40 protein-coding genes and 1 pseudogene are annotated in these 25524 nt (G+C 24.3%); 25 read left to right on the top strand and 16 right to left on the bottom strand.

Annotated features, from left to right (window positions below):
• Positions 1-107: 107 nt before the first annotated feature.
• From ACZ91P_RS07250 to ACZ91P_RS07240, 3 genes are read right to left on the bottom strand one after another with little or no spacing between them, the layout of a single operon-like run.
• On the bottom strand, positions 108-497 hold the full coding sequence (locus ACZ91P_RS07250; RefSeq protein WP_465158693.1) for a hypothetical protein: 390 nt from the start codon (positions 495-497) through the stop codon (positions 108-110).
• Between the two features lie 22 nt (positions 498-519).
• Positions 520-1287 (bottom strand): PBSX family phage terminase large subunit, encoded by a 768-nt coding sequence (locus tag ACZ91P_RS07245; protein ID WP_465158692.1) that lies wholly within the window; start codon positions 1285-1287, stop codon positions 520-522.
• Positions 1280-1459: a hypothetical protein gene (locus ACZ91P_RS07240; protein WP_465158691.1), complete on the bottom strand. Its 180-nt coding sequence runs from the start codon at positions 1457-1459 to the stop codon at positions 1280-1282. Before ACZ91P_RS07240 ends, ACZ91P_RS07245 begins: the two co-directional genes overlap by 8 nt.
• A gap of 52 nt (positions 1460-1511) precedes the next feature.
• On the opposite strand from ACZ91P_RS07240, the pseudogene ACZ91P_RS07235 reads away from it, so the two are divergent.
• Positions 1512-2249: pseudogene (locus ACZ91P_RS07235) on the top strand (IS30 family transposase); the annotation flags it as partial.
• A 350-nt stretch (positions 2250-2599) separates the two neighbouring features.
• Here ACZ91P_RS07235 and ACZ91P_RS07230 read toward each other — a convergent pair.
• From ACZ91P_RS07230 to ACZ91P_RS07220, 3 genes are all read right to left on the bottom strand, one after another.
• Positions 2600-3577 (bottom strand): ABC transporter ATP-binding protein, encoded by a 978-nt coding sequence (locus ACZ91P_RS07230; protein WP_465158690.1) that lies wholly within the window; start codon positions 3575-3577, stop codon positions 2600-2602.
• Positions 3578-3602: 25 nt separating this feature from the next.
• Complete coding sequence (locus ACZ91P_RS07225; protein ID WP_465158689.1) at positions 3603-5456, bottom strand: ABC transporter permease; 1854 nt, start codon at positions 5454-5456, stop codon at positions 3603-3605.
• A 118-nt stretch (positions 5457-5574) separates the two neighbouring features.
• The gene (locus ACZ91P_RS07220; protein ID WP_465158688.1) at positions 5575-6012 is read right to left on the bottom strand and encodes a hypothetical protein; all 438 of its coding nucleotides are present in this window, start codon (positions 6010-6012) and stop codon (positions 5575-5577) included.
• A 1373-nt stretch (positions 6013-7385) separates the two neighbouring features.
• Between ACZ91P_RS07220 and ACZ91P_RS07215 the strand changes: the two genes are divergently transcribed.
• The 20 genes from ACZ91P_RS07215 (at position 7386) to ACZ91P_RS07120 (ending at position 16427) form a co-directional block, all read left to right on the top strand.
• On the top strand, positions 7386-7670 hold the full coding sequence (locus ACZ91P_RS07215) for a hypothetical protein (RefSeq protein WP_465158687.1): 285 nt from the start codon (positions 7386-7388) through the stop codon (positions 7668-7670).
• The gene (locus ACZ91P_RS07210) at positions 7625-8116 is read left to right on the top strand and encodes a hypothetical protein (protein ID WP_465158686.1); all 492 of its coding nucleotides are present in this window, start codon (positions 7625-7627) and stop codon (positions 8114-8116) included. The genes ACZ91P_RS07215 and ACZ91P_RS07210 overlap by 46 nt, the downstream gene beginning before the upstream one ends.
• Positions 8097-8495 (top strand): hypothetical protein, encoded by a 399-nt coding sequence (locus ACZ91P_RS07205; protein WP_465158685.1) that lies wholly within the window; start codon positions 8097-8099, stop codon positions 8493-8495. Before ACZ91P_RS07210 ends, ACZ91P_RS07205 begins: the two co-directional genes overlap by 20 nt.
• 11 nt (positions 8496-8506) lie before the next feature.
• Positions 8507-8716, top strand: coding sequence for a hypothetical protein (locus ACZ91P_RS07200; RefSeq protein WP_465158684.1), 210 nt, complete (start codon positions 8507-8509; stop codon positions 8714-8716).
• 266 nt (positions 8717-8982) lie between these two features.
• Positions 8983-9291: a hypothetical protein gene (locus ACZ91P_RS07195; RefSeq protein WP_465158683.1), complete on the top strand. Its 309-nt coding sequence runs from the start codon at positions 8983-8985 to the stop codon at positions 9289-9291.
• Between the two features lie 61 nt (positions 9292-9352).
• A complete protein-coding gene (locus ACZ91P_RS07190) occupies positions 9353-9595 on the top strand; it encodes a hypothetical protein (protein ID WP_465158682.1) in 243 nt (80 codons plus the stop codon).
• 26 nt (positions 9596-9621) lie between these two features.
• Entirely contained in the window at positions 9622-9801 is a 180-nt protein-coding gene (locus ACZ91P_RS07185; protein WP_465158681.1) for a hypothetical protein, read from the top strand.
• 17 nt (positions 9802-9818) lie between these two features.
• Positions 9819-10211 carry a hypothetical protein gene (locus tag ACZ91P_RS07180; RefSeq protein ID WP_465158680.1) on the top strand — a complete coding sequence of 131 codons (393 nt, stop codon included), beginning with the start codon at positions 9819-9821 and terminating at the stop codon, positions 10209-10211.
• A 95-nt stretch (positions 10212-10306) separates the two neighbouring features.
• A complete protein-coding gene (locus ACZ91P_RS07175) occupies positions 10307-10693 on the top strand; it encodes a hypothetical protein (protein WP_465158679.1) in 387 nt (128 codons plus the stop codon).
• Positions 10694-10932: 239 nt separating this feature from the next.
• The gene (locus tag ACZ91P_RS07170) at positions 10933-11133 is read left to right on the top strand and encodes a hypothetical protein (protein ID WP_465158678.1); all 201 of its coding nucleotides are present in this window, start codon (positions 10933-10935) and stop codon (positions 11131-11133) included.
• A gap of 393 nt (positions 11134-11526) precedes the next feature.
• A complete protein-coding gene (locus ACZ91P_RS07165; protein ID WP_465158677.1) occupies positions 11527-11838 on the top strand; it encodes a hypothetical protein in 312 nt (103 codons plus the stop codon).
• Positions 11839-11850: 12 nt separating this feature from the next.
• The gene (locus tag ACZ91P_RS07160; RefSeq protein ID WP_465158676.1) at positions 11851-12195 is read left to right on the top strand and encodes a hypothetical protein; all 345 of its coding nucleotides are present in this window, start codon (positions 11851-11853) and stop codon (positions 12193-12195) included.
• 9 nt (positions 12196-12204) lie between these two features.
• Positions 12205-12384 (top strand): hypothetical protein, encoded by a 180-nt coding sequence (locus ACZ91P_RS07155; RefSeq protein ID WP_465158674.1) that lies wholly within the window; start codon positions 12205-12207, stop codon positions 12382-12384.
• Positions 12385-12546: 162 nt separating this feature from the next.
• On the top strand, positions 12547-12864 hold the full coding sequence (locus ACZ91P_RS07150; RefSeq protein WP_465158673.1) for a hypothetical protein: 318 nt from the start codon (positions 12547-12549) through the stop codon (positions 12862-12864).
• Between the two features lie 127 nt (positions 12865-12991).
• On the top strand, positions 12992-13213 hold the full coding sequence (locus ACZ91P_RS07145) for a hypothetical protein (RefSeq protein ID WP_465158672.1): 222 nt from the start codon (positions 12992-12994) through the stop codon (positions 13211-13213).
• A gap of 13 nt (positions 13214-13226) precedes the next feature.
• The gene (locus tag ACZ91P_RS07140) at positions 13227-13451 is read left to right on the top strand and encodes a hypothetical protein (protein ID WP_465158671.1); all 225 of its coding nucleotides are present in this window, start codon (positions 13227-13229) and stop codon (positions 13449-13451) included.
• A 487-nt stretch (positions 13452-13938) separates the two neighbouring features.
• On the top strand, positions 13939-14241 hold the full coding sequence (locus ACZ91P_RS07135) for a hypothetical protein (protein WP_465158670.1): 303 nt from the start codon (positions 13939-13941) through the stop codon (positions 14239-14241).
• Positions 14242-14270: 29 nt separating this feature from the next.
• Positions 14271-14483, top strand: coding sequence for a hypothetical protein (locus tag ACZ91P_RS07130; RefSeq protein WP_465158669.1), 213 nt, complete (start codon positions 14271-14273; stop codon positions 14481-14483).
• A gap of 147 nt (positions 14484-14630) precedes the next feature.
• Positions 14631-14822, top strand: coding sequence for a hypothetical protein (locus ACZ91P_RS07125; protein WP_465158668.1), 192 nt, complete (start codon positions 14631-14633; stop codon positions 14820-14822).
• 123 nt (positions 14823-14945) lie between these two features.
• A complete protein-coding gene (locus ACZ91P_RS07120; RefSeq protein WP_465158667.1) occupies positions 14946-16427 on the top strand; it encodes a hypothetical protein in 1482 nt (493 codons plus the stop codon).
• A 46-nt stretch (positions 16428-16473) separates the two neighbouring features.
• Here ACZ91P_RS07120 and ACZ91P_RS07115 read toward each other — a convergent pair whose 3' ends face one another.
• Positions 16474-16938 (bottom strand): hypothetical protein, encoded by a 465-nt coding sequence (locus tag ACZ91P_RS07115; protein ID WP_465158666.1) that lies wholly within the window; start codon positions 16936-16938, stop codon positions 16474-16476.
• Complete coding sequence (locus ACZ91P_RS07110; protein ID WP_465158665.1) at positions 16880-17110, bottom strand: hypothetical protein; 231 nt, start codon at positions 17108-17110, stop codon at positions 16880-16882. Before ACZ91P_RS07110 ends, ACZ91P_RS07115 begins: the two co-directional genes overlap by 59 nt.
• Before the next feature lie 545 nt (positions 17111-17655).
• Here ACZ91P_RS07110 and ACZ91P_RS07105 point away from each other — a divergent pair.
• The gene (locus tag ACZ91P_RS07105; protein ID WP_465158663.1) at positions 17656-17961 is read left to right on the top strand and encodes a hypothetical protein; all 306 of its coding nucleotides are present in this window, start codon (positions 17656-17658) and stop codon (positions 17959-17961) included.
• Here the strand turns inward: ACZ91P_RS07105 and ACZ91P_RS07100 are convergent.
• The 8 genes from ACZ91P_RS07100 to ACZ91P_RS07065 all read right to left on the bottom strand — a co-directional run bounded on the left by ACZ91P_RS07100 (position 17921) and on the right by ACZ91P_RS07065 (position 23789).
• Positions 17921-18814, bottom strand: a complete 894-nt coding sequence (locus ACZ91P_RS07100; protein ID WP_465158662.1) for a hypothetical protein — start codon at positions 18812-18814, stop codon at positions 17921-17923. The two genes, ACZ91P_RS07105 and ACZ91P_RS07100, sit on opposite strands and share 41 nt — an antisense overlap.
• Before the next feature lie 3 nt (positions 18815-18817).
• Positions 18818-19648, bottom strand: coding sequence for a hypothetical protein (locus tag ACZ91P_RS07095; protein WP_465158661.1), 831 nt, complete (start codon positions 19646-19648; stop codon positions 18818-18820).
• 36 nt (positions 19649-19684) lie between these two features.
• The gene (locus ACZ91P_RS07090) at positions 19685-19966 is read right to left on the bottom strand and encodes a hypothetical protein (protein ID WP_465158660.1); all 282 of its coding nucleotides are present in this window, start codon (positions 19964-19966) and stop codon (positions 19685-19687) included.
• Positions 19967-19999: 33 nt separating this feature from the next.
• Complete coding sequence (locus tag ACZ91P_RS07085) at positions 20000-20185, bottom strand: hypothetical protein (RefSeq protein ID WP_465158659.1); 186 nt, start codon at positions 20183-20185, stop codon at positions 20000-20002.
• Positions 20178-20483: a hypothetical protein gene (locus tag ACZ91P_RS07080; protein WP_465158658.1), complete on the bottom strand. Its 306-nt coding sequence runs from the start codon at positions 20481-20483 to the stop codon at positions 20178-20180. Before ACZ91P_RS07080 ends, ACZ91P_RS07085 begins: the two co-directional genes overlap by 8 nt.
• Positions 20456-21808, bottom strand: coding sequence for a PBSX family phage terminase large subunit (locus tag ACZ91P_RS07075; RefSeq protein WP_465158961.1), 1353 nt, complete (start codon positions 21806-21808; stop codon positions 20456-20458). Before ACZ91P_RS07075 ends, ACZ91P_RS07080 begins: the two co-directional genes overlap by 28 nt.
• A gap of 100 nt (positions 21809-21908) precedes the next feature.
• Positions 21909-22307, bottom strand: a complete 399-nt coding sequence (locus ACZ91P_RS07070) for a hypothetical protein (protein ID WP_465158657.1) — start codon at positions 22305-22307, stop codon at positions 21909-21911.
• A 501-nt stretch (positions 22308-22808) separates the two neighbouring features.
• A complete protein-coding gene (locus ACZ91P_RS07065) occupies positions 22809-23789 on the bottom strand; it encodes an IS30 family transposase (RefSeq protein ID WP_465158656.1) in 981 nt (326 codons plus the stop codon).
• Here ACZ91P_RS07065 and ACZ91P_RS07060 point away from each other — a divergent pair.
• The 3 genes from ACZ91P_RS07060 to ACZ91P_RS07050 all read left to right on the top strand — a co-directional run bounded on the left by ACZ91P_RS07060 (position 23772) and on the right by ACZ91P_RS07050 (position 25517).
• Complete coding sequence (locus ACZ91P_RS07060) at positions 23772-24515, top strand: hypothetical protein (protein WP_465158654.1); 744 nt, start codon at positions 23772-23774, stop codon at positions 24513-24515. The two genes, ACZ91P_RS07065 and ACZ91P_RS07060, sit on opposite strands and share 18 nt — an antisense overlap.
• A gap of 579 nt (positions 24516-25094) precedes the next feature.
• The gene (locus ACZ91P_RS07055; RefSeq protein WP_465158653.1) at positions 25095-25283 is read left to right on the top strand and encodes a hypothetical protein; all 189 of its coding nucleotides are present in this window, start codon (positions 25095-25097) and stop codon (positions 25281-25283) included.
• A 54-nt stretch (positions 25284-25337) separates the two neighbouring features.
• Positions 25338-25517 carry a hypothetical protein gene (locus ACZ91P_RS07050; RefSeq protein WP_465158652.1) on the top strand — a complete coding sequence of 60 codons (180 nt, stop codon included), beginning with the start codon at positions 25338-25340 and terminating at the stop codon, positions 25515-25517.
• Positions 25518-25524 lie beyond the last annotated feature (7 nt).

Raw genomic sequence — 25524 nt, 5'->3', positions numbered from 1 at the left:
TTTGTTATTTGATGATTGAACAATATCTCTAATATATTCAATAGCACCAATAAATGCATTAACATGGTCAGCAACTAATCACACACTTTTATCAACTTCTTCAAATCTTAATAATTTACCATACCGATATTTTTTTCACTATTAAGAACATCAATAAATGCTCTACCACCAGCACCATAATCAACATTAATAGTTAAACCACATTCAATAAAGATAGTACTATTTTTTAAACTAGATAAATAAAATTGAATAATATCATCTGCCTGTTCAAAAACATCTTTATATTCCATTGTTGCATTTGAATGAGTATATTTACCTATTTTATGTACTTTTTTTAAAGTTGAATTATATACCCATAAACTAGCACTTGTTTTATAACCATTAGGACTATCTGCTTGTGCATAATCAACACCAGCCAGTAATTTGTCAAAACTTCATGTTAATTTAGTAAATTTAAGATATCTAGCAAATACAGCACCTTTTAATTGTCCAGGCAATCCTCAACTTCATACTCTTGATCTAATTGGGTCTATTTTTTTTTAACTCTAATTGATTACGAATTACATCATCATCTAAATAAGTATTAAGTCTTCAACTAGAATAATGAATAATAACTGTTTTAGTAAATTTCTTATTCTTTTCATAATAATTAATTTTAAACTTTCCAACTTGATCATATTTTAATCGCATTAATTGTTCATCAAATGGCATTATTTCATTACAATATTTAATAATATATCTTCCTAATGATTCAGGGTTAGATGAATTAATAACAAACTTTCTTTTAGCACCACGAACAGCAAAGGTTAATTCTCTAATATCTTCTTTTGTTAACTGGTCTGCTTCTTCTCTTCATTCAATAGCAAATTCATATTTATCTAAATCAGCAAAGGCTTTTAACTTTTCTCTTTTAGTAGCAGAATGTAGTCCTTTACAAATAATATAAGTACCATTATCTAATGTAAAAGAATGTTCTGATAAATTAATTTTATAATTAATATTCATAGCATTAAGAGTATTTTGTATATTTTCAAATACTCCTTTTCTAATATCTTTATTCATTTTCATAACAGCAATAATAAATATTGGTTTATTTACTAATAATGATATAGCACATGATTTACCAATTGGATTATCTTTAATCATAAATGTTTTAGCACTATAACGACTTCCTATTTCATTATATTCATCAGCAGGATTATATTTTTCTTTTCAAGGTGCATTAGGAACATTTTGCTGATAAAATCATCTTGGTATTTCATCAAGATGTAAAAAATGTTTAAGCATCTTTTATCACCTCTTTTATTTTTGGTAAATCAACATTATCAAAATTAACAACAATATTTGCATTATTTTTATTTGTATCCTTAACATATTTTTCAACATATATTTTCTTACCCCCGCCATATTGGTCATTTAAAAAAGCTAATTCCAATTCTATTTCTAATTTATTTATCATATCCTTAATAAAATCAGCACTTTTTGTATCAACTTTATCTTCTCAATCATTAAATGAAAAAGATTATAAGAAAAAACGAAAAAAATCTATTAAAAAACTGTCTGAATTTACATAAGAACAAAAAGAATGATTAAATATAAGATTTAATAAATATCATGATACACCATCATAAATTATTAGAAAGTTTAAAAAAAGTTTGGTGTTAAATTTCCAGCATGTAAAAAAACTTTATATAAATAAATGAATTTATTTAAATTTATTAGGATTAAATAAACAAAATTTATGCCATCATGGTAAAAAATACAAAAGAAAAGGAAAATCTGATAATGGTGGAAAATTAGATGAAAGATTTAAATCAATATGAGATATTGAAAATAAAGAATCTGATGTTGGTTGATTTGAAATGGATACGGTAGTTGGTAAAGACCATCAATCTTCTGTTTTAGTTTTGGCAGAGAAATCAAGTAAAAAATACTTTGCTATGAAATTAGAAAAAAATAATTCAAGTGAAGTTTTAGAAAAACTTGAATATATAGTTAGAATTAATGGTTTAGTTGGAAAAATTAAAGGAATAATAACTGATCAAGGTAAAGAATTTAGTAAGTTTGAGGAAATGGAAAAGATTACTGGTTTTAATATTTATTTTTGTGACCCTGGTAAACCACAACAAAAACCATTAATTGAGTATATAAATGGTGAGTTTAGACATTGATTTAAAAAGGGAACAGATTTTAATCCTATTAGTCAACAAAAAATAGATTGAGTAGTTGATGTTATGAATGAAAAATAAAGGCCTTGTTTAAATTGAAGAACATCTAGGGAAGTATTTTTAGATAATTTTAGCTAGGTTTATTTACAAAATTTAATAAATTATTTTTCAGTGTGCCTAAATATGCTTAGAATAGACTAAAATTACAAATATTTTATTTTTTTGAAAAAATAGTTGCATTTCTTTAAAAGAGTGTTATTATCAAAACAACAAGAGACAGAATTTGCTGCTTGAATTTACACAGTGCAAAAAAAAAAAAAAAAAAAAAAAAAAAATACTTTAATGCCCATTAAAATATTTTTAAAGATTACTTTCTTTAATTTTGTTACATAATTACATTTAAAACTTATGCTGGTTAATTAACCTTGTTGCTATTTCTTCAATTGTTTTTTTCGTAATTTACGATTAGTAGTCATATTAGGAGGTAGCGTAATATTTAATTTTTGTAATAGAAAATCAAATGAAAATTCAACTTTACTAATTTTAGCAATTTTAATTTGTTTTTTTAATGCATATTGAGTGACATAATATAAATGTAATGGTGAATTTAAAACAAAATTTAACGAATTATTTGCTCGATCATATCAGTTTGGTACTCGGTTTGAATTAAAATAACGAATCATTGCTTGGGGATTATTAGTCACTAGATAATAACTATTTTTAATATTAAAGGCAGCTAATTGCCCCGTATAAATTTGCGTTCCATCCATTACCATTGTAAATTCATCAATATAGTCTTTAATTTCATCTAGTAAATGGGATGAAAAAAAGACAGTTTTACCGCGAAGTGTTAATTGTTTTAAGTAAAAAATAATTTTTTTTCGATTATTAATATCTAATCCCGCTTCTGGTTCATCTAAAATTAAAATTTCAGGATCATAAATAATACCTTGAATAATCATTACTCTTTTTTTCATTCCTGTTGAAAATGAATTAACATCTTTATCACGGTGTTCTCAAATTTCTAATGATTTCATTAAATATTCAATGCGGTCACGAAGATATTTCCCTCGTAAACCATTTGTTTTTCCTAAATATTTTAAAAAATTATAAGAACTAATATTTTCAGGAAAAGTAACAAACTCAGGAACATAACCAATCATTTTTTTCATACTAATTTTTGTTGCTTTTTTACCAAAAATTGTAATATCACCATGAAAGCCCTTTAAACCACCAATTAAAGATTTAATGAAAACTGTTTTTCCACTTCCAGAAACACCTAAAATGGCATGTAATTTTCCACGACTAACATTAAAATTAAATGGACCAACAATACTATTTTTAAACTTTTTGCTAAAATTACGCGAAGCAATTGCCACATCGCTAAGTATTAATGCATTATTATTCATGTTTTAACATCTCCTTTCCCCTACCTTAAGTAATATTTTTGCGACGTAAAATTAAATAAGCATTAATTAAAAATAAACCAGATATTCCTAAATAAACATATAACAATAAATTAATATTTAAAAATGGTGTTACATCAAGGTCAACTTTTTTTTCTTGTTGTAATGCTATTGGGAAATCTTGATAACTCATTAAATAATTGTTTTGAACACTAAAATCAATATTACTTCGTTGCAATGGTTCAAATCAAAATGGAACATATGATAAAGAACTTGTTCAAATTTGATTTCAATGTTCAATAATATTAATTTTAGAAATTAATTCATAAGTTTGCATTAAATCATCATATTTTTGTCATTCGGTATTTATTTTAATTGGTACACTTTCAAGTAATTTATAATCCATTATTTTTTTTAAAATATTAATTTCAATTTCTCTTAAAACATAAAGTGTTTTAATTTCAAAACCATCTTCAATTATATCTTCAGCTCCAAAATAATTAAGAATTCAATCTTGAAACTCAGTACCATTATCATATTCTGAATCAACTGGTGATATCCCAGTTCGAGCAAATTCAAAACGAAAAACATTTACTGGATTAAATCCATTTGGCTCAGATAACTTTCGTTTTTCTGTTCCTACTTTACTATCAGATGATGATAAACTATAATAGGATTTATCTAAATCAAAGTAAAATAATGAATTTCCATTTAAATCATTTGTTCTAAGATACAAGTCTCACGATTTTGCACTTCTTCCAATAAAGTTAATAGCGTCAAGTAATTCTTGATGAATTTTATTATTTGAATCTAATTCTCCTGGTGATTTGAAAAAGAAATTTGTCGCAAAGTTTACTTTCATTTGAAGATTACTTCCGCCAACTTTATTAAAAATTTCAAAAATAGTTTCATCCTTATTATCATATTTATATTTTGTTATTTTATCTCACTTATTAAGTTGGCTAATTGTATAACTATCTTCTTTTGGTTTTGTTAAACCTAATGATTGATAAAATTCTAATCGTTTAATTCGTAAATTAGGATTACTTGTAATATTTTCATAGTCTCGCGTTTTAAAAACTTTATCTAAATCATCATAATCTCACGAATTATAAAAATCTCAAATTTTGCTAGTTAAATTATCATATTTAATTAATTTTTTTTCTAAATTTCTTTTAAAATTAATTGTACTTTTAATAATATGCACAGGATAAGGCTGCTTAGTCATATTAGTGTCAACAAATGATAAATCAATTGTATTAGCTAAACTCATAATTAACGAATATGGCATCCCACCAACTAAAAATAAACTACAGAAAATAACAACAATTAATAAAACTACTTGTGAATTTAAAAAAGTTACCGCAAATAAAATACCACTTGATGCAAAAAAAGATAATGCTAAAGAATATAAAAATAATTTCAATAATAAATTTTGATAAACTTGTAAATACTCTGGATCATTATTAATTAAATAACCAATATAACCAATTCCTAAAGCAAATAAAATAATTGTTTCTAAGAAAAAGATAATCAAAATTCAAAGTGAAATTAATTTTAAGAAAAATAAAGTAAATCGAGAATATGGTTTGGAAATTAAAAGTAAATATGTCCCATCTTCAAATTCTCGACCAAAAATTTTAATGATAACTAACAACACAAACAATAATAATAAAATATTATTAAAAATAAACACTCCGTATTGAAAATTTTTTAAAAAATCATAAATATTTGTTGAAGATAAAAAAAGAGTAATCGCAATTGCACCAAATAAAACAAGTGACAACAACACTAAAACTCAAACTGCCATTGAACGGCGGATTTTAAAAATTGAAAATGATATTATTGAATATCATGAATTTGATTTACCTTTTTTAAGCATTTTATTCTCCATCTATTTTCTTAAATTACTCAATTTATGTCTTTTAATTTTATAGCAAAGTATTTATACAATATGTATTGTATCATTTTTTAATTTGTTTTACTAGTATAACTAATTTTTAAATTATATTTAAAATTACCTTGTAAGTGAAATTAATCAAACACTTGTTCATGAACATATGGCATATATTAATAATTTTTTCATTATTTTTTAAATCAACAAATTTTCAACTAATTTTTAAGTGTTTGACATCACCGTTTTGATAAATATTTGTAACTTCAAGTTTTGGTAGATATTGTTTATTTAGTACCGATGCTAAATTATTTTTTTGGGCTTGAGAAATTTCAATTCTTGTCCCTAATGCTGGTAAATAAGCTTGTCATGCATCAGTAAAGACCATTGAGTTATCATATAATTTTAAAAGAGAATTAAAATGTTTTGTAAAATCTGTTTCAAAATCAGTAAGATATTGATTAACATCTCTTGTCATATTTGTCTTAGTTAAAAGACTGTTTTTACTATCTCATGGCTTTTGACTTGGATCATATGTTCGCAAACTTGCTAGTATTGATTATTCTTAGATTTTTAATAAAATTAAGTAATTAAAAACAAATTAAGTTTCGCTTATGACTAAATGATAACAAAATTTATAAAAAATTCAACTTTTTTTAAAAATATAATTTTTAGTTGAAAAAATAATTTATAAAATTATGAATTTTGACATACTAAAAAATACTTTTTAAAGTTATTGCTAATTTTAAAAGGTTTTTTATTTTTTATAAAGATAAAAATTGATTTTAAAATTGATTTAAATTAAATATATTAAATTCAATCTTTTCTTTATTTTTATTAGTTTTATCAACTTTCTCATCATTAATTTGATTATTAAGTCTTAACATAGAAGCAATTAACATATTGATAAATGTTTCTTTACAATATATTTTTGCGCCACGCCCTTTAACAGCCTTAATATAATGCGATACATCACCCTCAACATGACAACCAATATTATATTCTAATGATTGATTTACAATACCTTCTTCATTACTTTTAATTAATTCAATGGTTTCTAATAAAAATATTTTTTTATTACTGTAAATTGTAAATGCAAATGTAGCACTTTATTGAAAAAATAAAGTGCTTTTTATTTTGTAAAAAATACTTATATTTATTGGATTAATCGTTAGATAGTATCTTTTACACTTAATAAAATATGTTTTTTCAGAAAAATCCATCCTTTCTTTTCTTAAAAAATTTTGAATAATTGTTTTATTTAGTTGTTAGTTAATTGTTAAATATAATTACTAAAAAATATATTTAATAAACAAAGAATTAAAAAAGATAATGAGATAAAAAAATAAAGATACTATCTAACGATTAATCCAAAATTCAATCTTTAAAACTTAATATTTTTTGATGCTTAAAGATGGATAACTCATCTATGGCACGAAGCCTTAAAGAAAGTGTGAAAGCGATTGGATTTACTACTCCTATTTATTTCTTTAATTCTCGGCAAGATTAATCACTTGCGAAATGTCAGAGCATTTGTTTTTTGGCTTGTTTTCATAAAAAGAGTGTTGTTAAACCGAAAAAACAATATCGGACACTAAAAAACAAGAGGGTTGGAACTCCAAAAGGTTATTTTCTTTGTATAAAGTTGTCTAGGGATGGATGAAGCGTAATTAATAACTGGGTAAACTGTTTTTTGTTTATTTCCGTATGGGGGTAAACTCTATCAAAATATCCTATCCGCCCCCGCCCACCTTCAAAGTGGAGCGGGCGGCGAAGTAATTAAATATTAAAATAAATTATTTACTAAATATCAAAATATTAACCAATAAAGGAATATTATGTTTTTTTACAGAACAGTAAATGATATTAATGGTGAAATTTGAGCAACAAATAAAAAGAATTAAGGAGTATAGAAAAATGACAGAATATAAAAGTAAATATATTAATAAAACTTGAAATGAAATAACAACATCATTTGATTGAGTTAATTGTCAACCTATTAATTGTCGTATTTCACATCATAAAAAGCATTATGATTTACAATGTTTAGAATGAGCCAAAATGTACTTAAATTTATTTAAAGACAAGTGAGATATTATTGTTTCATATACGCAATATTATAAAATTAACGATATTTTAGATTTAGCATCCGATAGATGAAAAATATTACAAATTGACAAAAAAATAAAACAAATAAATTAAAATATATTATTGCAATTGACCCTGCTGGAATTGGACAAACTGGTATTATTTTTTATAATGTTTTGCAAAAGAAAATAATTAATAATATTACTTTTAATTCCAAAAATGAAGAAGAAGCAATAAATAATATGTATTTAATATTAAATGAATTTAAAAATAAAATTTGTTCTTATTTAAATAAAGTTATTGTAATAATTGAAGATTATCAACTTCATAAGGGTTTAAAAATAAAAAATCCATTATCTACTCCTAAATTTATTGGTGGTTTAAAAGTTTTATGCAAATATCTATTTAATTTAAAATATATTTTACAATCACCAGCATTAAGAAAAATTATATTTATAAAGGAAATATTAAAATATCAGAGCACGAACACGATGCTTGGAAACATTTACAGTATTTTTAGCAAAAGGAGAGTTGATAAAAATGGCACAAACAAAAAGTAATTTACCTAAAAAATCAATAACTAATAAACCTAAAATAAAAAATAAAAAAGTTAATAAGTTAGAATTAACTGTTAGATTACATGAAAATCCGATTAAAACTAAAATTAAGGCACTGGTTGCTGGTGGTGTTGAAGTTGATGCTTGTTCGGCTAAATGTCAATGAGACGGATTAAATTACTCAACATTATCAATATATAACCCATCTATTTTAACTGAGTTTTTGAAATTAAAAAAAGATGATGAGATAAAAATTAAAGGCTCAGTATTTAATCAGTTAAATATAAAAACTAAACGCTATTTTTTGTCTTTTAGAGTAGACAGTTTTGAAATTATACAAAAAGCGATTAGAAAAAGAACAAATACAAATATTAAAAAATAGGAGGAAAAACAATGGCATTAAAAAATGTAAAATATGTTCTTATTAATGAAAATAGTGAACCTATTAAAAATAAAGATGGTAGTTTAGATATTAAAACTGCTGAAATTATTTTAGAAAATACTGCTGAAGTTGAAGAATTTAATGCAATTAATTTAGAAAATAGTAATCAGCAAATCAACGAACTACAAACAAAAAATACTGAATTAACTTCACAAATTTAACAACAAACAATTCAATTAAAACAAATTGAAGTAATTGACTTTATTAATTCTTTAACTGATAATGAAGAATTTAAAAATGCTTTATTAAAGTTTTATAATATTACTGATGATATTGAAATCATTAAAACACAATTGCAAAGTGTTTATGATGAATTAATTAAGGTACAAACAGTTAATACTGGGGGCGTACCAAAAGTAGAAAACAAAGAAAACAATATTTTAGATACAGACAATGTATTTAATAAATAGAAAGAAGGAAGTAAATTATGGCACAAAACCCACAAAGAATTTTCGGAGATATTGCTAATCAAGCAACAAAACGAGATCGAGAAACATTTGAACAATGATATTTACAAACTTATCAACAAAAATTTAGTTGAGAAGCATTATTTGCGTGAAAAGATGCAAGTAAATTTAGTTTAGCATATAAAAGAAAGAAAAATATTAAATATAATGAAGGTTCTGGTAAAGATGGGAAAGTATTTAATAATGATGATAAATTATTAAATTATTCAGAAGTAGAATTTGATGATGAAATTGTTGAATTAGATACAATTTTAACTTTTTGCTCGTAAATTAGACCCTGTAGAAAGTGATTTTAACCCTAATCTTTGGGCTGCTGATATTGAACAAGCAATGGATACTGAGGTTGCTTATAAACGTAATAAAATTTTAAAAATTATTAATAAAGGAGTAGTTACAACCATTCAAGGCCAAAAAGCAGATGATACTAATGCTTTACAAATTCACGATAAAATTATGGATAAAATATATGAAAATGGATTTACCCCATCAGAAACAGTTTTCTTGGGTTCGGCTGATTTTATTCGTGAAATTCGTAATAAATTACAGTTACACTTGGAGCAAATGACCAAATAAACAATGTAATTGAAACAAGCGGAGCAATGAAAACTGTTGAAGGAACAACATATTATATGGTTCCTAAAAAATTACCAATTATTAATAAAGATGGTTCAGAAGGAACAATTACTTTATTACCAGATGGTGTGTTAATGCAATTGCCTTTAAATTTAGTAAAAAATATGACCCTCTTATCTTACGCAAAAAAGACCATACTCCATTAAGAGTTGGTGCAGCTGCATTGGGTACTGGAATGGGTAATACTTTGATTATGGAAAGAGTTTTATATTTAGGTGGGGCAGTAGTTGAACCTAAGGGAATTATTAAACATATTGTTTCAAAAATTGATATTAGTAAAATTAATAAAATAGATAAACCAAATATTCATGTTACAGACCCAACAAAAGCAACAGCTGAACAGTTAAAATCACAATTTAAAGATGTTGTTTTAAAAGCAGTAAAAGCAGTAAATAGTTCTTTAACTGAAAGTGATTTTGATTACTTTATTGAAAGTAAAGGTGAAGACTGACCAATTAATATTACAAATGATAAAACTGTTGAAGTTCAAATTGAAGGTAAAAACAACGCTACTGGTCAAACAAATTCGATTGATGTTAAAATTAAAAATTCTTAATAGTACTAAAAAATAGTACTTTTTCGTTTGATATATATGCCAATTGGAACATCTAAAACAGTCCTTATTTATGCTGTTAAAAAAATCCAACTAGATTGTCAATCCAACAACAAAAAAATTTTGATTTACAGTTATTAGAATTTTTAGGAATTCAAGTTTTAGCTCTTGGTTTATTAGTTTTAACTGGTGGTATTGATTCGGCTGTTGTTCTTGGTGCGGGATTATCTAATTTTGCCGCAGCATTTATCTCGTTTGGAATAGAAACAGCAACCGATTTTGCCGTAAATCAAATATACGATAAATTAACATCAGAAGTAACAGCAAAAAGCATTGCCTTAAATTTGTTACCATCAATTGGTGGAATTGGTAAATTAACGCGTGCTGTTCGAACAACTAGAATTTTAAAATTAGCAAAAGAAACTAAACTACTTGAAAAATTAGGTGTAATAACTGCTAATAATTTAGAAGATGTTGTAAGGTAAGTTACAGGTAAAAAGATTTTATCTTCTAAATTAATATTTGATTTTACAAAGCAGGCTAATAATGAAACTTTATTATATACAATTGGAAAATTAGCCCGAAATGATTTTTATAAAGGTTTTAAAGTTTCTAATTTAGAAACAATTAATAATTTATTAAAAATTGAGAAAAATATTCAAAAAATAAGTTCTAAATTAGTTCAAAAAATACCACGCGTGAATGAAAAAATGCTAATAAATGATTGTTTGAATATGGATTAAATATTGATAAAATAAGTAAAATTAATACTAATAAGTGATATAACATTATGACTAATCTTCATAAAAAAGGTGTTGGTAAAAATCTACTATTAAATGCTAATTTAATGAGGGGCAGTAAAATATATAATAATAAATTATTAAATATTTTTCATCAAACACCAATTAAATTAAATAAAATTTAAAATCATTTAAACCCAAATTTTTATATTCAAAAAGTAACTAAAAAATTATTAGCCCCAATTGAAAAACAAATAATTACTATTAAACAAAAAGTAATTAGTAAAATTACTGATAAAACTAAAAAAATATTATCTAAATTTGAAACTAAGGCTATTAAAAAAGGTCAATTATTACCTTTTGCTTATGGTTCTGATGTTTTTTTAGCAGTTAAAATTGTTCCTTTATCAGTTGCGGGTGAAGTTGCTTTAACAATATATTATAAAAATCCTAAATATGCCCCTATTGTCGTTATGACAACTTTAATCAAAGCAGAACAGTTTGTTTTAGCTCCTGAACCGTTTAAATTCTATATGAACAGTTAATGGTTTATTGGTTGGGGATTTAAAAAAACAAGTTTGTTTAATTTAGTTTCTTTTGCCCCACTTGTTTATCAGCAAGTAGTAAAAGATAGTTTTAAAATATATCGGACAATTGCTAAGATATTAAAAATGCAAGAACAATTTAAAAATAACTTTAATAAAGATAAATTGTTAAATACGCTAGAAGATAGTGCGGTTACTAGTTTGTTAGGTAATGGACTAGTATTTCAAGCATATAAACAACTCAGAACAAAACAAGATTTAAACAAAACAATTAAAACAAAAACATTACTAAATAGTAAAAAATTTATATTAAAGAAAATATATTCTAAAAAAAGTAAATGATAAGGAGATGATTAAATGTTAAATGAATTATGACAAAATGTTACTTTGGAAAATTATAATAATTTTATTCCAATGACAGGTAAAATTACACAAGTTCCAGTTCGTTATAATAAGTTCTTTAAAGGTGATGTAGAATTATGATTTAAAACATTTGCTTTAAGAGCCCAAAATATGATTAATTCTTACTTAAACTATATATTTTCAAAACTAAAGTTTGAAACATTTAAAGATCCATTATTAAAGAAAATTTGTATTAATATGGTGTTTATTACGATTGAGCATTGAACATTTAACCGCATTCCAATTGAATTTTTTACTTCGGCAAATATGAGTGTTGGTGATATTAATTATTCATCGTAAAATGACCCTATGATTACTTGACAAGGTCTATTGCCTACCTATGCAAAATCATTGGCTAATTTAACAACTTTAAAGAAAATGTTTCGTACTTTTCAAGAAGAAGGTATTGTTTTAACAATGATTGATTTAGAAGCATATTATACTCAATTAGAAGTTGATGCTTTAATAGAAAAAAAAAAAAAAAACTAAGATTGACAATAAAACTATTGTTAAAAATAACAATAATGAAATAAATGTTCCCTTTGATAATGATACTATTTATGAAAAAATGGTGTCTGAAAAGCAAAACAAAGTGGCGGTAGTGATATTAAAATTGATAATAAAACAATTATTAAAAATACTGCTGATTATATGATTATTGATAGTACAGTTGCGGGAATTGAAAGTACTGATGATACATTTGGTACTACTAAATATTTAGATAAATTTTATTTACAGAAAAAAGATTTACCTAAAATATCAAATGATTGAAAAGTTGTTGATACTAGTGATTTTGTTCAAGATTCTAAAGGATATAAAATTAAAAATTTTAATAAGTCAGAATATTATTATCGTTTATGGTGTTATACAACGTTTGAGATAGAACTATATATAATTACGCATATAAACTTTAAAGGTCAATTAGCAAGTGGAATATCATATGGAAATAATTTCCGATGGTGAGTTTAAATTATCATCAATATCAAATAGTGTTGAAATTAAAGGATTGTATATTGAAAGAAAAAAGTAAGTTAGGAAGGAGATGGTATTATGCCAAAAGTAACTATTAAAGATATGATTATGTTTTTGAAAATCTTTGGAGTTTCATTATTGTTTTTTATTACCGGAATTATTATTTGTTTTATCGGAGAAAAAACATTGGGTATTTCTTGACCCATATGTTATTGTTTCAGTAATGCTTATTGGAGCAGGAATTATAGTTTTAATTATTGAAACTATTAGATTTATCAAAACTCATAACAAACAACAAAAACAAGATAGTATTGAAGATGTTATTAAAAAAGAAGATACGAAATAAAGAGGTGATATAAATGGGATTGTTACCAGCAAAAAAGAAATTAAAAAAAGAATATGATATTGATAGTTATTATCTTAATTTAGTATCAACGATTACTAATCGTAAAAATGTTACTGTTCAAAAACATAATGAAATTTTAGAAAAAAGAATTTGTGAAGATAATGCTAATTTTTTAAATACACGAGATTTAGAAATTAGCATTTATAATCCACTTACTAATCAAAAAAAAGATACTTAATTAATTAATAGCTTTTTAAAAATGCAGGCTTTACCAATAAGAATTGATATAACGAATATAAAATTAATAAGAATGGTAAAGGTGCATATTTTATTTTTGCTAATAATTCAAAACTTAATTTTATTACTATTGATTTTTACAATGACCAATATGATGAATTAGGTAATTTAGTATCTTGTGCTTTTGATTATGACCCTTATATTAAAAATGACCAGAGTATTTTTATTACTGAAAAATTAGAAATTGATTATGTAACTAAACAAGTAAAAGTTATTAGAAAGTTAAAAACACGATTATACAGTACTATTACCGACTTATATATTGATGTTGCTAAATGAAATAACTATACAACATTACAAAAAGAAGAAATATTACCACTTAATTTTATTCCAATTGAAATTATTCCTAATAACCCTAATTTTGAGCCTTCTGCTCGTTATGGTAAACAATTTGCTAGTATTTTTTAGATATTATTGCTGAAAAGATAATGTTAGATCCATTATTAAATAGTGGTAAATTTACTATTAATACTAATGGAGTTACTGGTGTGGTTGACCAAGAAATTAGTAAAATGCTGGCATCATTTATTCAAAATGACTTGTTATTAGTTGAAGGAGACCCTGATAGTATTTTTCAACCAGTAGACTATATTGCTGGTAATTTTAAAGGTGAACAATTAACCAAAATATATGATTGATTATTAACAAATTACTATAAAATAAATCGACATCATGTTCCCGCAATCGCCAAGGGGGAGCCCAACAAACACAAGCAGAAGTTGCGGGAGTAAATATTCAAACAAACGCATCATACGAACAAATGATATATATTAGAGAAATTAAATTAACTAAATTTATTATTAAGTTAATTAAATATGATAATGCTATTTTAAACAGTAGAACATTCAATATTAAAAATATTGACGAGTTAATTGTTGATGTTCGCTTACCAGTAAATGCTACTTTAAACAGACAATTAAAAAACAACGAAACTATTATCAATATGCCTAATGAAGAAGGAAAACAAGAATAATGGCAAAATATTGTAAAAATTGTGAATGTCCAGTTAATTTAATTAACTTTGATTATTGTTTATTTTGTAATACGGTCTTATTGAAAAAATGACATCTAAACATATAAACAATTTAAAAAAAACAAAAGAAAAAAGAGGAAAAGAATAATGTTGAAACCATCTGAAAAAATGTTAGCACAATTAGCAGAAAATGATGAATTAATTGACTATTCAATTGATAGTATTCCATTAGATTTTGCTAGTCAATCGCAGTACAGCGACCCTGATTTAAAACAATTATTTACTGAAGACCGTGCTAGAACCTTATATATTTATAAAATTAATAAAAAATCTTGTTAAGACAAAGCAAAAACCAATCTTAAACTACTCTCAAAATAGCGTTAAAATAGATTTTATTGACAAAGATGAATATATTAAAATAACTGGTTATGAAATTAGTGATTTTAATTTTAAATTTATGTAATGATTGATGAAAAAGATATTTTAATTAATGATATTTCAAAAAAAGACAAAGAATTTTTAGAATCCTATGACTTAAAAATAGTATCTATTAATGAACCAATTACCGAAAACAATAAAAATGAATGTTATATTATCAAAGAATATAAAAGATCTTATTCACCTGATGGTGTTGATATTATTAAATCTACTCATTTAGTTAAGGTGACTGATTTTAAATGAAAAAACCAAAATAGTATTCATTTAGTATTACAAAAATCATTACCCGAAGATACAGTATTTACTGGCATTGAAATTAAATACCCTAAATCAATGTTATTTGGAAATATTAAATGTTGAGGTAATATTAATGGTGTTTATTCTTATCCTTCATCAATAGTTGAAAATGCTAATTTAGTACCGTTGCTATCTATGCCTATTGAAACAGAACCTAATTTAAGAGTATTTCAATATTGATTTACCGAATGTTTTTTACCGTGGTTTATTGCAAAAATATATATTCAATCAGATGATATTTTAAGTTTAATAAAAAATAATGGTTTAGAAAAAGTTTTATTAAATTATTTAACTTATCGTTATAATTATGATCGAAAATTTCAAGGGGCAAAATACGATGAAAAAAGCAATCCTACAAATAAAGCGGCTGAATTACGTCAAAAATTCGAAGGACAAAAACCAGAAGATGTTATTGATGGTTTATTTGAAAATTGAAAATTAGACAATCCAAGTGAATTACATAAAAGATATGTAAAAAGAATTAAACAAGTGATATACATGTTATCAAATTATACATATAGTAAATATGCAATTAATAAAGGCTATAATGATGATGTTAAATTATTTGCCCCTTATTATTTTGAATTAATATCTAATCCAAGAGAGGCAGAAACTGGATATTGAGAATTTGAAGATTGTAAAGTTAAATTAAATTCATCATATTTAAATTTTATTGGTGGCGTGAGGCCACCAACTCCAATAAACTATTGAGAAGAGGTTTATACATATGATAAACCATTTAAAGAAGTTGATAATAAATGATATTTTGTCGTGTGACGATATGATGAAAATAAAGATTGAAATCTTGTAAAATTTAAAAACAACACCAATGCAAATTTTGTTAATGTCATAACACTTGAAAAAGTAGATAAATATTATTTATATTTAGGAAATTATTTTAAACCACCTCTAGATATAGGTGCCGGTTTAACTTATACTAACTTGTATATATATAAACCAGCAACTTTTCCTTATGTATATCATTGAGATAAAAATAATAATTATTTTAAATCAGTTTATCGTTGAAATAATCATAGTGAACCAAATACGCCATTTATATCACTTAAAACTGGACAAATTACAGATTGAAATTTAAAACAACAAAATAATATTAATAGTAATGATGAAATTAAATTAACTATTAAAAACAAAGATATTTCAGAAAACCCTATTTATCAATTAGAAACAAATTATTTTAATTTATTATAAATAACAAATGAATTAGAAACAAATAATATCTCTTCTCTTATTCCTGCTAAATACTAATTTGATTTGTTAATTCAATCAAAGTTTCATTTAATGTAAAGAATGCTTTATTTGCATCATCAGCATTTTCAGTTGTATAACTACGAAATGGAATTACTTCATATTGACCATCTGCTAAACAATAATCATAAATAGCCTGAATTAATTCACATTCTAAATTAACAAATTTATTCTGTACAACACTAGAAATAGCATCAGCAATAACACCATTTTTAATATTTTGTTCTATTAATGCTAAGTCAAAAGCTTCATTCATTAATTTTAAATTAAATCTTTTATCAATAGGTACTGGAATTCTTGTTAATCCCATTGTTTGAGTTGTCCCACCATTTGGCAATGAATAATCATCTTGTCATACCACACGATGAGTTAAATTATATAATGCTTGACAAGCATTAGGTAATCAAGCAACTTGTTCTGCTGTTGCTGTTGCATATTGTATAATAATAATCAATTAATTTTTTAATTTCATCAGGAGTATATGCTCCTTTTTCTTTAATAGTTTCAATTTCATCATTCTTATTTTCAGTTGATTTTTCAATCATATCTTTAATAAAATTAGTTAGTAAAACTGATGGTTGTTCTTCAACAAACAAATCAGGTTTTAATTCTTTTAAAGTTTGCATTTTTTCAATTTTTGCTTTGCTTCATTAAACTGATTTAAGATATTTTCTGCAATCTCTTCACTTAAGCCTTGTTCTATTAATTGTTCTTTTGTAAGTACCATTTTATAAACCTCTCTTTTTTTATTCTTCTCTGATAGCAAGTCAGCATAAACTCTTTTTTACGGAAAAAAGATTAAAATAGTTCACAATTACAATATATTTTGTATACAAATACTAAACAAATAATATAAAAGTGTTATAATAAAATTGAAATAATTATTTATTAGTATATAACATAAGGCAAGAATAATGTAGGGTCATTCTCTTTTTTATTTAACTAAAATAATAATATCATACTATTTTACCAATACAATATTTAATACAAAAAAAAAAAAAAAAAATAAACTTAATATATTTTATTGCTAATTTAGCCCTTAAAACGCGTAATAAGGGTTATTTAACAAGATAAATTTATTAAAATAAGCGCTAATTTTGCTTGTATATATAAAAAATACTGGTAAATTTTGATAAAAGGTTTCAAGATAAAGAAAAGGAGAAAAACAAGTATGAAAAAATTACTTAGTTTATTAAGTGTATTAACAATTAGTGGAACTGCTGTACCAACAACAATTGCCGCTAGTCCTTATCAAAAAGAAGAAACTAAATTAGAAAATAATGAAATTAGTTATTTACAAACAAATAATTTAAAAAATTTAAATAGAGTTAAAAGACAAGAAATAACATATTTAATATTAGAAGATGTGTTAATTGATTTAAGAAAAACTAGAATGAAAAAACCAATGCAATTTCAAAAAACTGATTCATGATGTACTATTGCAGTTTTAAAAAATATAATAAACCACTATTACTAATTTTGTCATTAATACTTGAAAAGCTAATTTCTTGTCATAAGAAATCACCATCTTCTACGGAATAATAATTAACATTTGATGGATATAATCATTGTCTATCTTGGGGTGCAGAATTAATATCACCATCACCAATATTTAAACCACGGTCATTAAATACAGTATAAAAATTATAATAATCATTAATATTTAATTTAGTAATATCTTCATCTAAAATTAATAAAGTATATTGTCGTTCTGTTGATTGTTGAGTAAATACTTGTTCAAATTTAGCATCACCAAATTTAATAGAACTTACATCATCAACTATATAAGCATCTCAATATTTACCAACTTTTACCTCTTTTGTATAAAAGTTATCGGCTTTATTATCATTATTCATAAAATAACTTAATTTATATTGATTTAAGTATTCTAACATTCTATTAATATCATAAATATTTTCACCATCAATTAATTTTCAATAAACATTATTATTTTCATCTTTTAATTTTAAAGCAAAAGGTGTTTCATTATTAGCTCATATAGTTGAGTTAATTGATTGATTTTTAAAATCATCAATCGTTAAAATATTAATTTCTTCACCTTTATATTTTTGGACTATTTTTAAACTACCTTGTCATTGAGCAATCGTACTTTCCATATTATCAAATATTCGTGAATAACTACCATAATCACTTGGTTTAGCATTATTAGGTTTTCAACCTGTTTCAGTTTCAGGAATATATGAACTATAAACATTAAAAGGAAATACCATTCAATGTCTATGTTCTTTTATACTTTCTCTTATATCTATTGCAGTAGCACCTGCTCCTGTTCTTAATCATTGCATAGCTGCTGGACTAATTTTTTGCATTTGTTAATTCTCCTTTATTTTTGTTCTACCTTGTACGGCATTTTGATTATTACCAGTTTCATCATATTCCATTAATTTATTATTATGTTTTATCTTTTGTGCATGCCTTTTATCTCAGTATTTTTCAATTTTTTCATAATATTTGATTGCTTCTAATTCATCAACATTATCATATTCAGTTATCGCTCTTATTGGCTCCATTGTTCAATTATCTAATCTAGTAGTAATTAATTCATTTTGTCGCATTTGATCTACTAAACTAGCACTAACAAAATCAAAACCATAAGGGCCTTCACCATTTCCATCTCATAAACCATAATATTTTAAGACAGTATCAAACATTTTAGTATAATATTGTTTACGATATGCTTGTAAATATGCTTGTTTTTCTAAGTCTTTTGTTTTTTTTATTAATGATTGGGTTTTATTTTCTTCACTATCTGAGGCATCACCAAAAGGACTAGAAAAATTACATGCTATATATACTTGTTCAATAATTACTTTTTGGTCTTGTGTATATGTTTCTAAGGTTGGTGCCCCTTGTACTACTTGTAAAGATTGAGATAATTGACCATCTACTGTTGATTGACCTGATTGAATAAAAATATCATCAAAAGCATCTTGTAATACTTTTTTATTGCCTTTGTTATAAGCAGTCATTAAATCATCATCTAATATCCCATATCAATGCGTACGATTTGCTCATCTTTCTTTTGATTTAATATTAAAACTATCTTCTAAATCAAATTGTAATTTATAACAATTTGCCATTGTAGGTCATGGATTTAAAGTTGTTGATGTTGATAAAAATAAAGAATTAGGTTCATTTATCATTTCTCAAAAGGGCACTATACCTAATTTATTTTTAAATTATTGAACTAAAACAGGTCTAACATCATCTTTAATTTGTGTTTTACTTTGACCAACAACTACTTCATTATTTTTAGGTCAACCTTTAATAACTATTTTATCTTTGGTACAAATTAAATTTAAAATAAAACCACTATCTGATTGATGATAATTTAATCAAATATCAGCACCTTGTTCAATTTCGTTTATTTTACTTACGCGTGTTGTAAAGTTAAAAGGGCTAATTCATAAATCAATATTTCCATCACTAGTTTTTAATAAACCAAAGATAGTTTTACCCATTAAACTTACTGTTAATTCATTTTTATCTAATTTTTATTTTATTTTATAAGTTTCATATCATCAATTTAATTTTTCTAAAATATCTTTACGATGCGACTTAAATAAAATATCTTTACCATTTATTAATCGCATTTGATGAATAGTTCAATCATAATTATAAAATTTTAAAACACTATTAATATCATTTAAGTTTGGTAAACTAGGGAAAGTATTATTCATTGTTATTTTGCTCCTTTAAATTTAAGATAAGTACATAATTAATTATATTTACTGTTAATAAATTTGGTTCATTTGATAAAACTTGTACACATACTTTAACTTTTTGATATTTCTTAATATATTCGTTATATAAATTTAAATTACATATTGCGATATTATCTTTTTTTAATTCTTGACAAAGTCTTTTTTTAACTTGTCCACAAACAGACATATAAGGTCTTTTTGCATTTATTACACGCTCATCATGTATTACATAAATATCTTTTTTCATTAAGTTAATCACTCCCTTTGTTGTCATAATTTATAATCTGCTGAACTATTATGTTTAACCATTGGTACTAATTCAAAGTGTAAAGCATAAAAATCACTATCAAATGTATCATCGTATAAGTCCAACATTCGTTCTTCTCTGGCATCTGGTTTATCTTCTCATTGAATTAATTCATATTGAGTTTTACTTACAGGACATTTTTCTCATAATCATTTTAATTGATTAGTATTTATTAACATTGTGAATGCTTCAATACGATGCTTTATTTTAAATTTCTGCTTTTGTGCTGGTTTAAAATGCATATATTGACCAAAAGAATAATTATATTTTTCTCGGTTTAAACTTTCTAATGTTGCATAAGCACTATCATCAACATTGATTGATATACCTTGCTGTATTAAATTAAAATATTGATTTAATTGATTGTTGTAAAACTCTAAAATATCTTTTACTTGTTCTAATGGTCCTTTAAATTGTTGTGTAGCATTTGAGTGTGTATATTCTGCTACTTTATATGCTTTTTTATCAAATGAATTATATATTCAAAAACTCGCTGCTGTTGTATGTCCCTTAGGACTAGTAGAGTTTGCTAAATCAACACCACCTAATAATTTAGTTGGTTGAATAATATCTGTTACTTGCATAGTATCAATATATCTTGCAAATATTGACCCACTAGTATTGCCTGATAAACCTCAACTCCATACTCTTGCTCTTTCAATATCTAACTGTTCTAATCTTAATTGTTCATTAACTTTATCTTGTGGTAATTTATAATTTAATCTTCAACTAGAATAATGAATAATAATTTTCATATTTCATTTTTCAATATACTTAATTTGCTCATATTTACTACGCATTATTTCTTCATCAAAAGGCATTAATTCATTACAATAACCAACAATATATCTTTTTAAACTTTCAGGATTACATGTATTAATTGTTATTTTATTTTGATAACCACGAATAGCAAATTCTAAATCACTTAAATCTTTTTGTTGAAATTGATCACATTCTTCTCTTCAATCAATAACTAATTTATATTTATTCAAATCAGCAAAAGCTTTTAATTTTTCTTTCCGACTTGGTGAATGTAAACCTTTACAATATATTTTGCTACCATTTGATAAAGTAAAAGTAAAATTTGATAAATTAATAGTATAAGGTATATTATTTTCATCTAACATATTTCAGATATTTTGAAATACACTATCTTTTAAATCTTTACTCCAATACATACTAGCAATAATACAAATTGGTTCTTTAATTAATAAACTAATTTTTAATAATTCACAAAACATTTTTATATTTGAAATAGTCTTACCACTATATCGTGTCCCAATTTGATTAATTTCATTAACTAACTCATATTTTTAAGCAAATGGATATTTATTACCAATACTACTATTTTGTAATAACCAATAAGGAATTTCTAACAAATAAGTAAAATGATTAAGAATTATTATCACTTTCTTTTTTAATATCTCTAATATCCGTTTGTAAATTAACAATTATTGGTTGTTGATTATTTAAGTTTAATTCTTTTTCAAGTTCTTTTTCTTGTAGTGAATATTTATAATTAAATGCTCGTTGCCAATATAATTTAGCACCATCTGGTGATTTCATCATAAAGTTAATTATTTCACTTTCAATTTTATCAACTTGTTTTTCAAGCAAAGGAACTATTTTTTCGCTCGCATAAGTATCATATCTTCACTTGCGAGAAAGGTTGAATTCATTGGTTAAAACATTCAAAGTATAGAGTTTATTAGGTGATTTATTTTCTCAAAATTGCTCTATTTTACGATAAAAAGTTGCCAAACTTGCTGTTTTTGGATTAAATTCTTTCATTTTTTACTCCTTTTTGCATATTAAAATTGCTATTATTTAAACAATATGATTAAATAAAAGAGTAATTAATCCTGAAAATATAATAAAAGAACCAACTTGGTTCTTTTTTTATTACCTATATTTTACATCAAAATAAAAAAAGTAAATTATTTTACTTTTTTCAGTTAAATTAATTTGCTAATAATTAACACTTTAATTATAACACAATAAATAAAAAATAATATCTTTTTTTGCATTTTCATTATTTTTGTGCTAAAGTCCTAAACTATAGAAAAGAGGGTATAAAAATGATAAATGTTGATAACAATTTTTTAAAGAATTTTATTAATTGGCACTGTGTATATATAAACTGCAAATTTATATCTTGTTAAGTTAATAATAAAATATTTTTAATAAATTGCAACAACTTTTTCAGAAAAAATTAAATTTTTGTAATTTTATCTTATTTTATTCATATTTAAGCACACTAAAAAATAATTTATTAAATTTTAACTAATAAATTTATTTAAAATTTTGTAAAAACATTGTCTTTGCACTTAGTCAATTTAAACATGGTCGGAGTTTATCATTTATAACATTAACTACTCAATCTATCATTTTTTGACTAATATTAGTAAAATCAATTCCCTTAGAAAGTCAATATCTAAATTCACCGTTCATATGCTCAATTAATGGTTTTTGTTGTGGTTTACCGGAGTCACAAAAATAAACTTGTGTCTCAGCAAATATTTCCATTTCTTTTCATTTACTAAATTCTTTTCCACGATCTGTTATTATTCCTTTAATTTTTCCAATTAAATTATTATTTTTAGCAATATCTTTAAATTTTTCTAAAACTTCATTAGCAGTATTATTTTTTAATTTCATTACAAAATAATTTTTACTTGATTGTTCTACTAAAACTAAATTACTAGATTGATGGTCTTTTTCTACAACAGTATCCATTTCAAATCATCCAACATTAGAAACTTTATTTTCAATATCTCAAATTGATTTAAAGTTAATTAATTTACCACGATTATCAGTTTTTCCTTTTGTTTTATATTTTTTACCACGATGGGGTAAATTTTCTTTTTTTAATCCAAATTCACCTAAGCGAATTCATTTATATAATGTTTTAACACAAGCAGGAAATTTAACACCAAACTCCAAGAAATAACGATAAATTAATTGCTCGGGTGTATCGTGGTATTTATTAAATCTTATTTTAATAAAATCTAACTGCTCTTTTGTAAATCTAGGTAGTTTTTTAATGCATTTTTTACGTTTTTGTTTATAATCTTTGTGTGCTTGATATGGATTATAATCTTGTATATTTTTAAATCGATTTATTTCTCTTTTAACAGTATTAACTCCACGACCCGTTTGTCGTGATATTTCAGATAAATTAATTGTGTCATTTTTCTTTTTACAAGTATCAGATAATAATAAATCCTTAAATAAATCTCGTTCATCAAATATTAAATGTTTAAATTTTCTCATTTTTATACAAATTCCCTTCATTTTTTCTTATTTAGTTATGAACATTTAAATAAAAAATATGATTTAAATTTTAGTGACTATAATTTTGGTTTTGATTGAGAAGTATTTAAAGATTTTGTTGGTGATAGTTATGCTCGATATTTTACTTCGCCAAGTTTTTTTAAGTTTGTTTCAGCGGGTCCTGATACTAATAAAACATGAAATCATTTAGCAGAAAAATTATTTTTTGCTTGTAATTTTACTGATGCTTCATCTAATATTTTGCGAAGATACGCCAACACCCACGAAGATACTACATTTGATGATACAATTAATGTGTGTAACTATTTATATGATAAATATGGGATTGATATAGGGACCAACAATGAAAATGGAATTGTTTGACCTAAAAATGTTAAAGAAGGCGGCGAGATTGTTTTTCCTAGTGGTGTTCGTATTGCTTTTGCTGGTTATGCTAATGGTAATAAAATTATGGGTAAGATTGGTAAAGGTAGCGGTATTATATCGACATGAACAGATGAAATGATACATGCTGAAGAAAAAGAAATTTTAACTGATAAAAAACTAGATAAAAGATATAATAATTTAAGAGTTTCAATGTTTCGTTCAAAAAGTTTAAAAGTATCTTATGAAAAATATACTGATGATGATGGTAATAAACAATATAATTTAGATAATCCTATTCCTAAAAAAAGAATTATCTTGGACATTTCAAGAATGAGATAATATAACAAAAAAATATATAACAGTAACAACATATTTTCATAAAACATATTCTAATCAATTTACTTTTAATCCTTTTGATAAATACCATGTTTTTTATGAAAAATTTGTAACACCATTTTTACCTTTAAATGAAAGAATTAAAAATATTTTAAAAGAACACAATCAGGTATATTCAGAAAACAAACAAGCATTTAATGGTTTGGGTATTTTTAATTTGCGTTTAACTATGGGTGCTGTTTGAAATAAAATACCTGATATTACTAAAAAATTGTTTTAGCAAATAAAGAAGAACGAGCCGATTTATTTGAACTTGAATACTACGGTTTTGAATATAACGATAATGACCCCAGTATTTATGTTTTACGAAATTATCGTAAATATATTAAAGAATATAATTTACAAGATTTTTATAATACAAATACAAAACAGTATCAATTTGATAATTATTCAATTGGTGTTGATTATGCTAATGGTAGTGAAGACTACACGGTCTTTTTATTTAGTGGTTATAAAATTAATGAAAATAATGAATATGATAAATATTTAATTGAAGAAAATATTGTTACACCAAAAAAGGCAATGAATTTAAATGAAATAGTTGAACATTACGGGCAATGAATAATTAATACATTTGATAAATTTGATGGTTTTGAATATGCTACATTTCATTATGATATTAATGCACACGACTTTATGCAAAAATTACAAGAAGATATTTACCCTTATTTGGGTTATAAAATTAAAATGTTTAAAGCTAAAAAACATTAGACATCCCTTAACAAAGAAGCAGGTATAATCAATCGTGTAACATGAATAAGAAAAATGTTTATTCAAGGCAAAATATATGGCATGTTGGATAACTTCCCATTTTTAGATAAGTGTATTAGTGAACTAAGATTTAATGATACCAAAACAAACACACCCGACAGTAAAATGTACCATGACCCATATGATGCTTTGTTTTATGGTTCTTATCCGTATCGTTTTAAAATGGGAATTTAAAATATTT

The sequence above is a fragment of the Spiroplasma endosymbiont of Halictus nicosiae genome (assembly GCF_978018445.1).
This window is presented reverse-complemented; position numbering and strand designations above follow the sequence as displayed.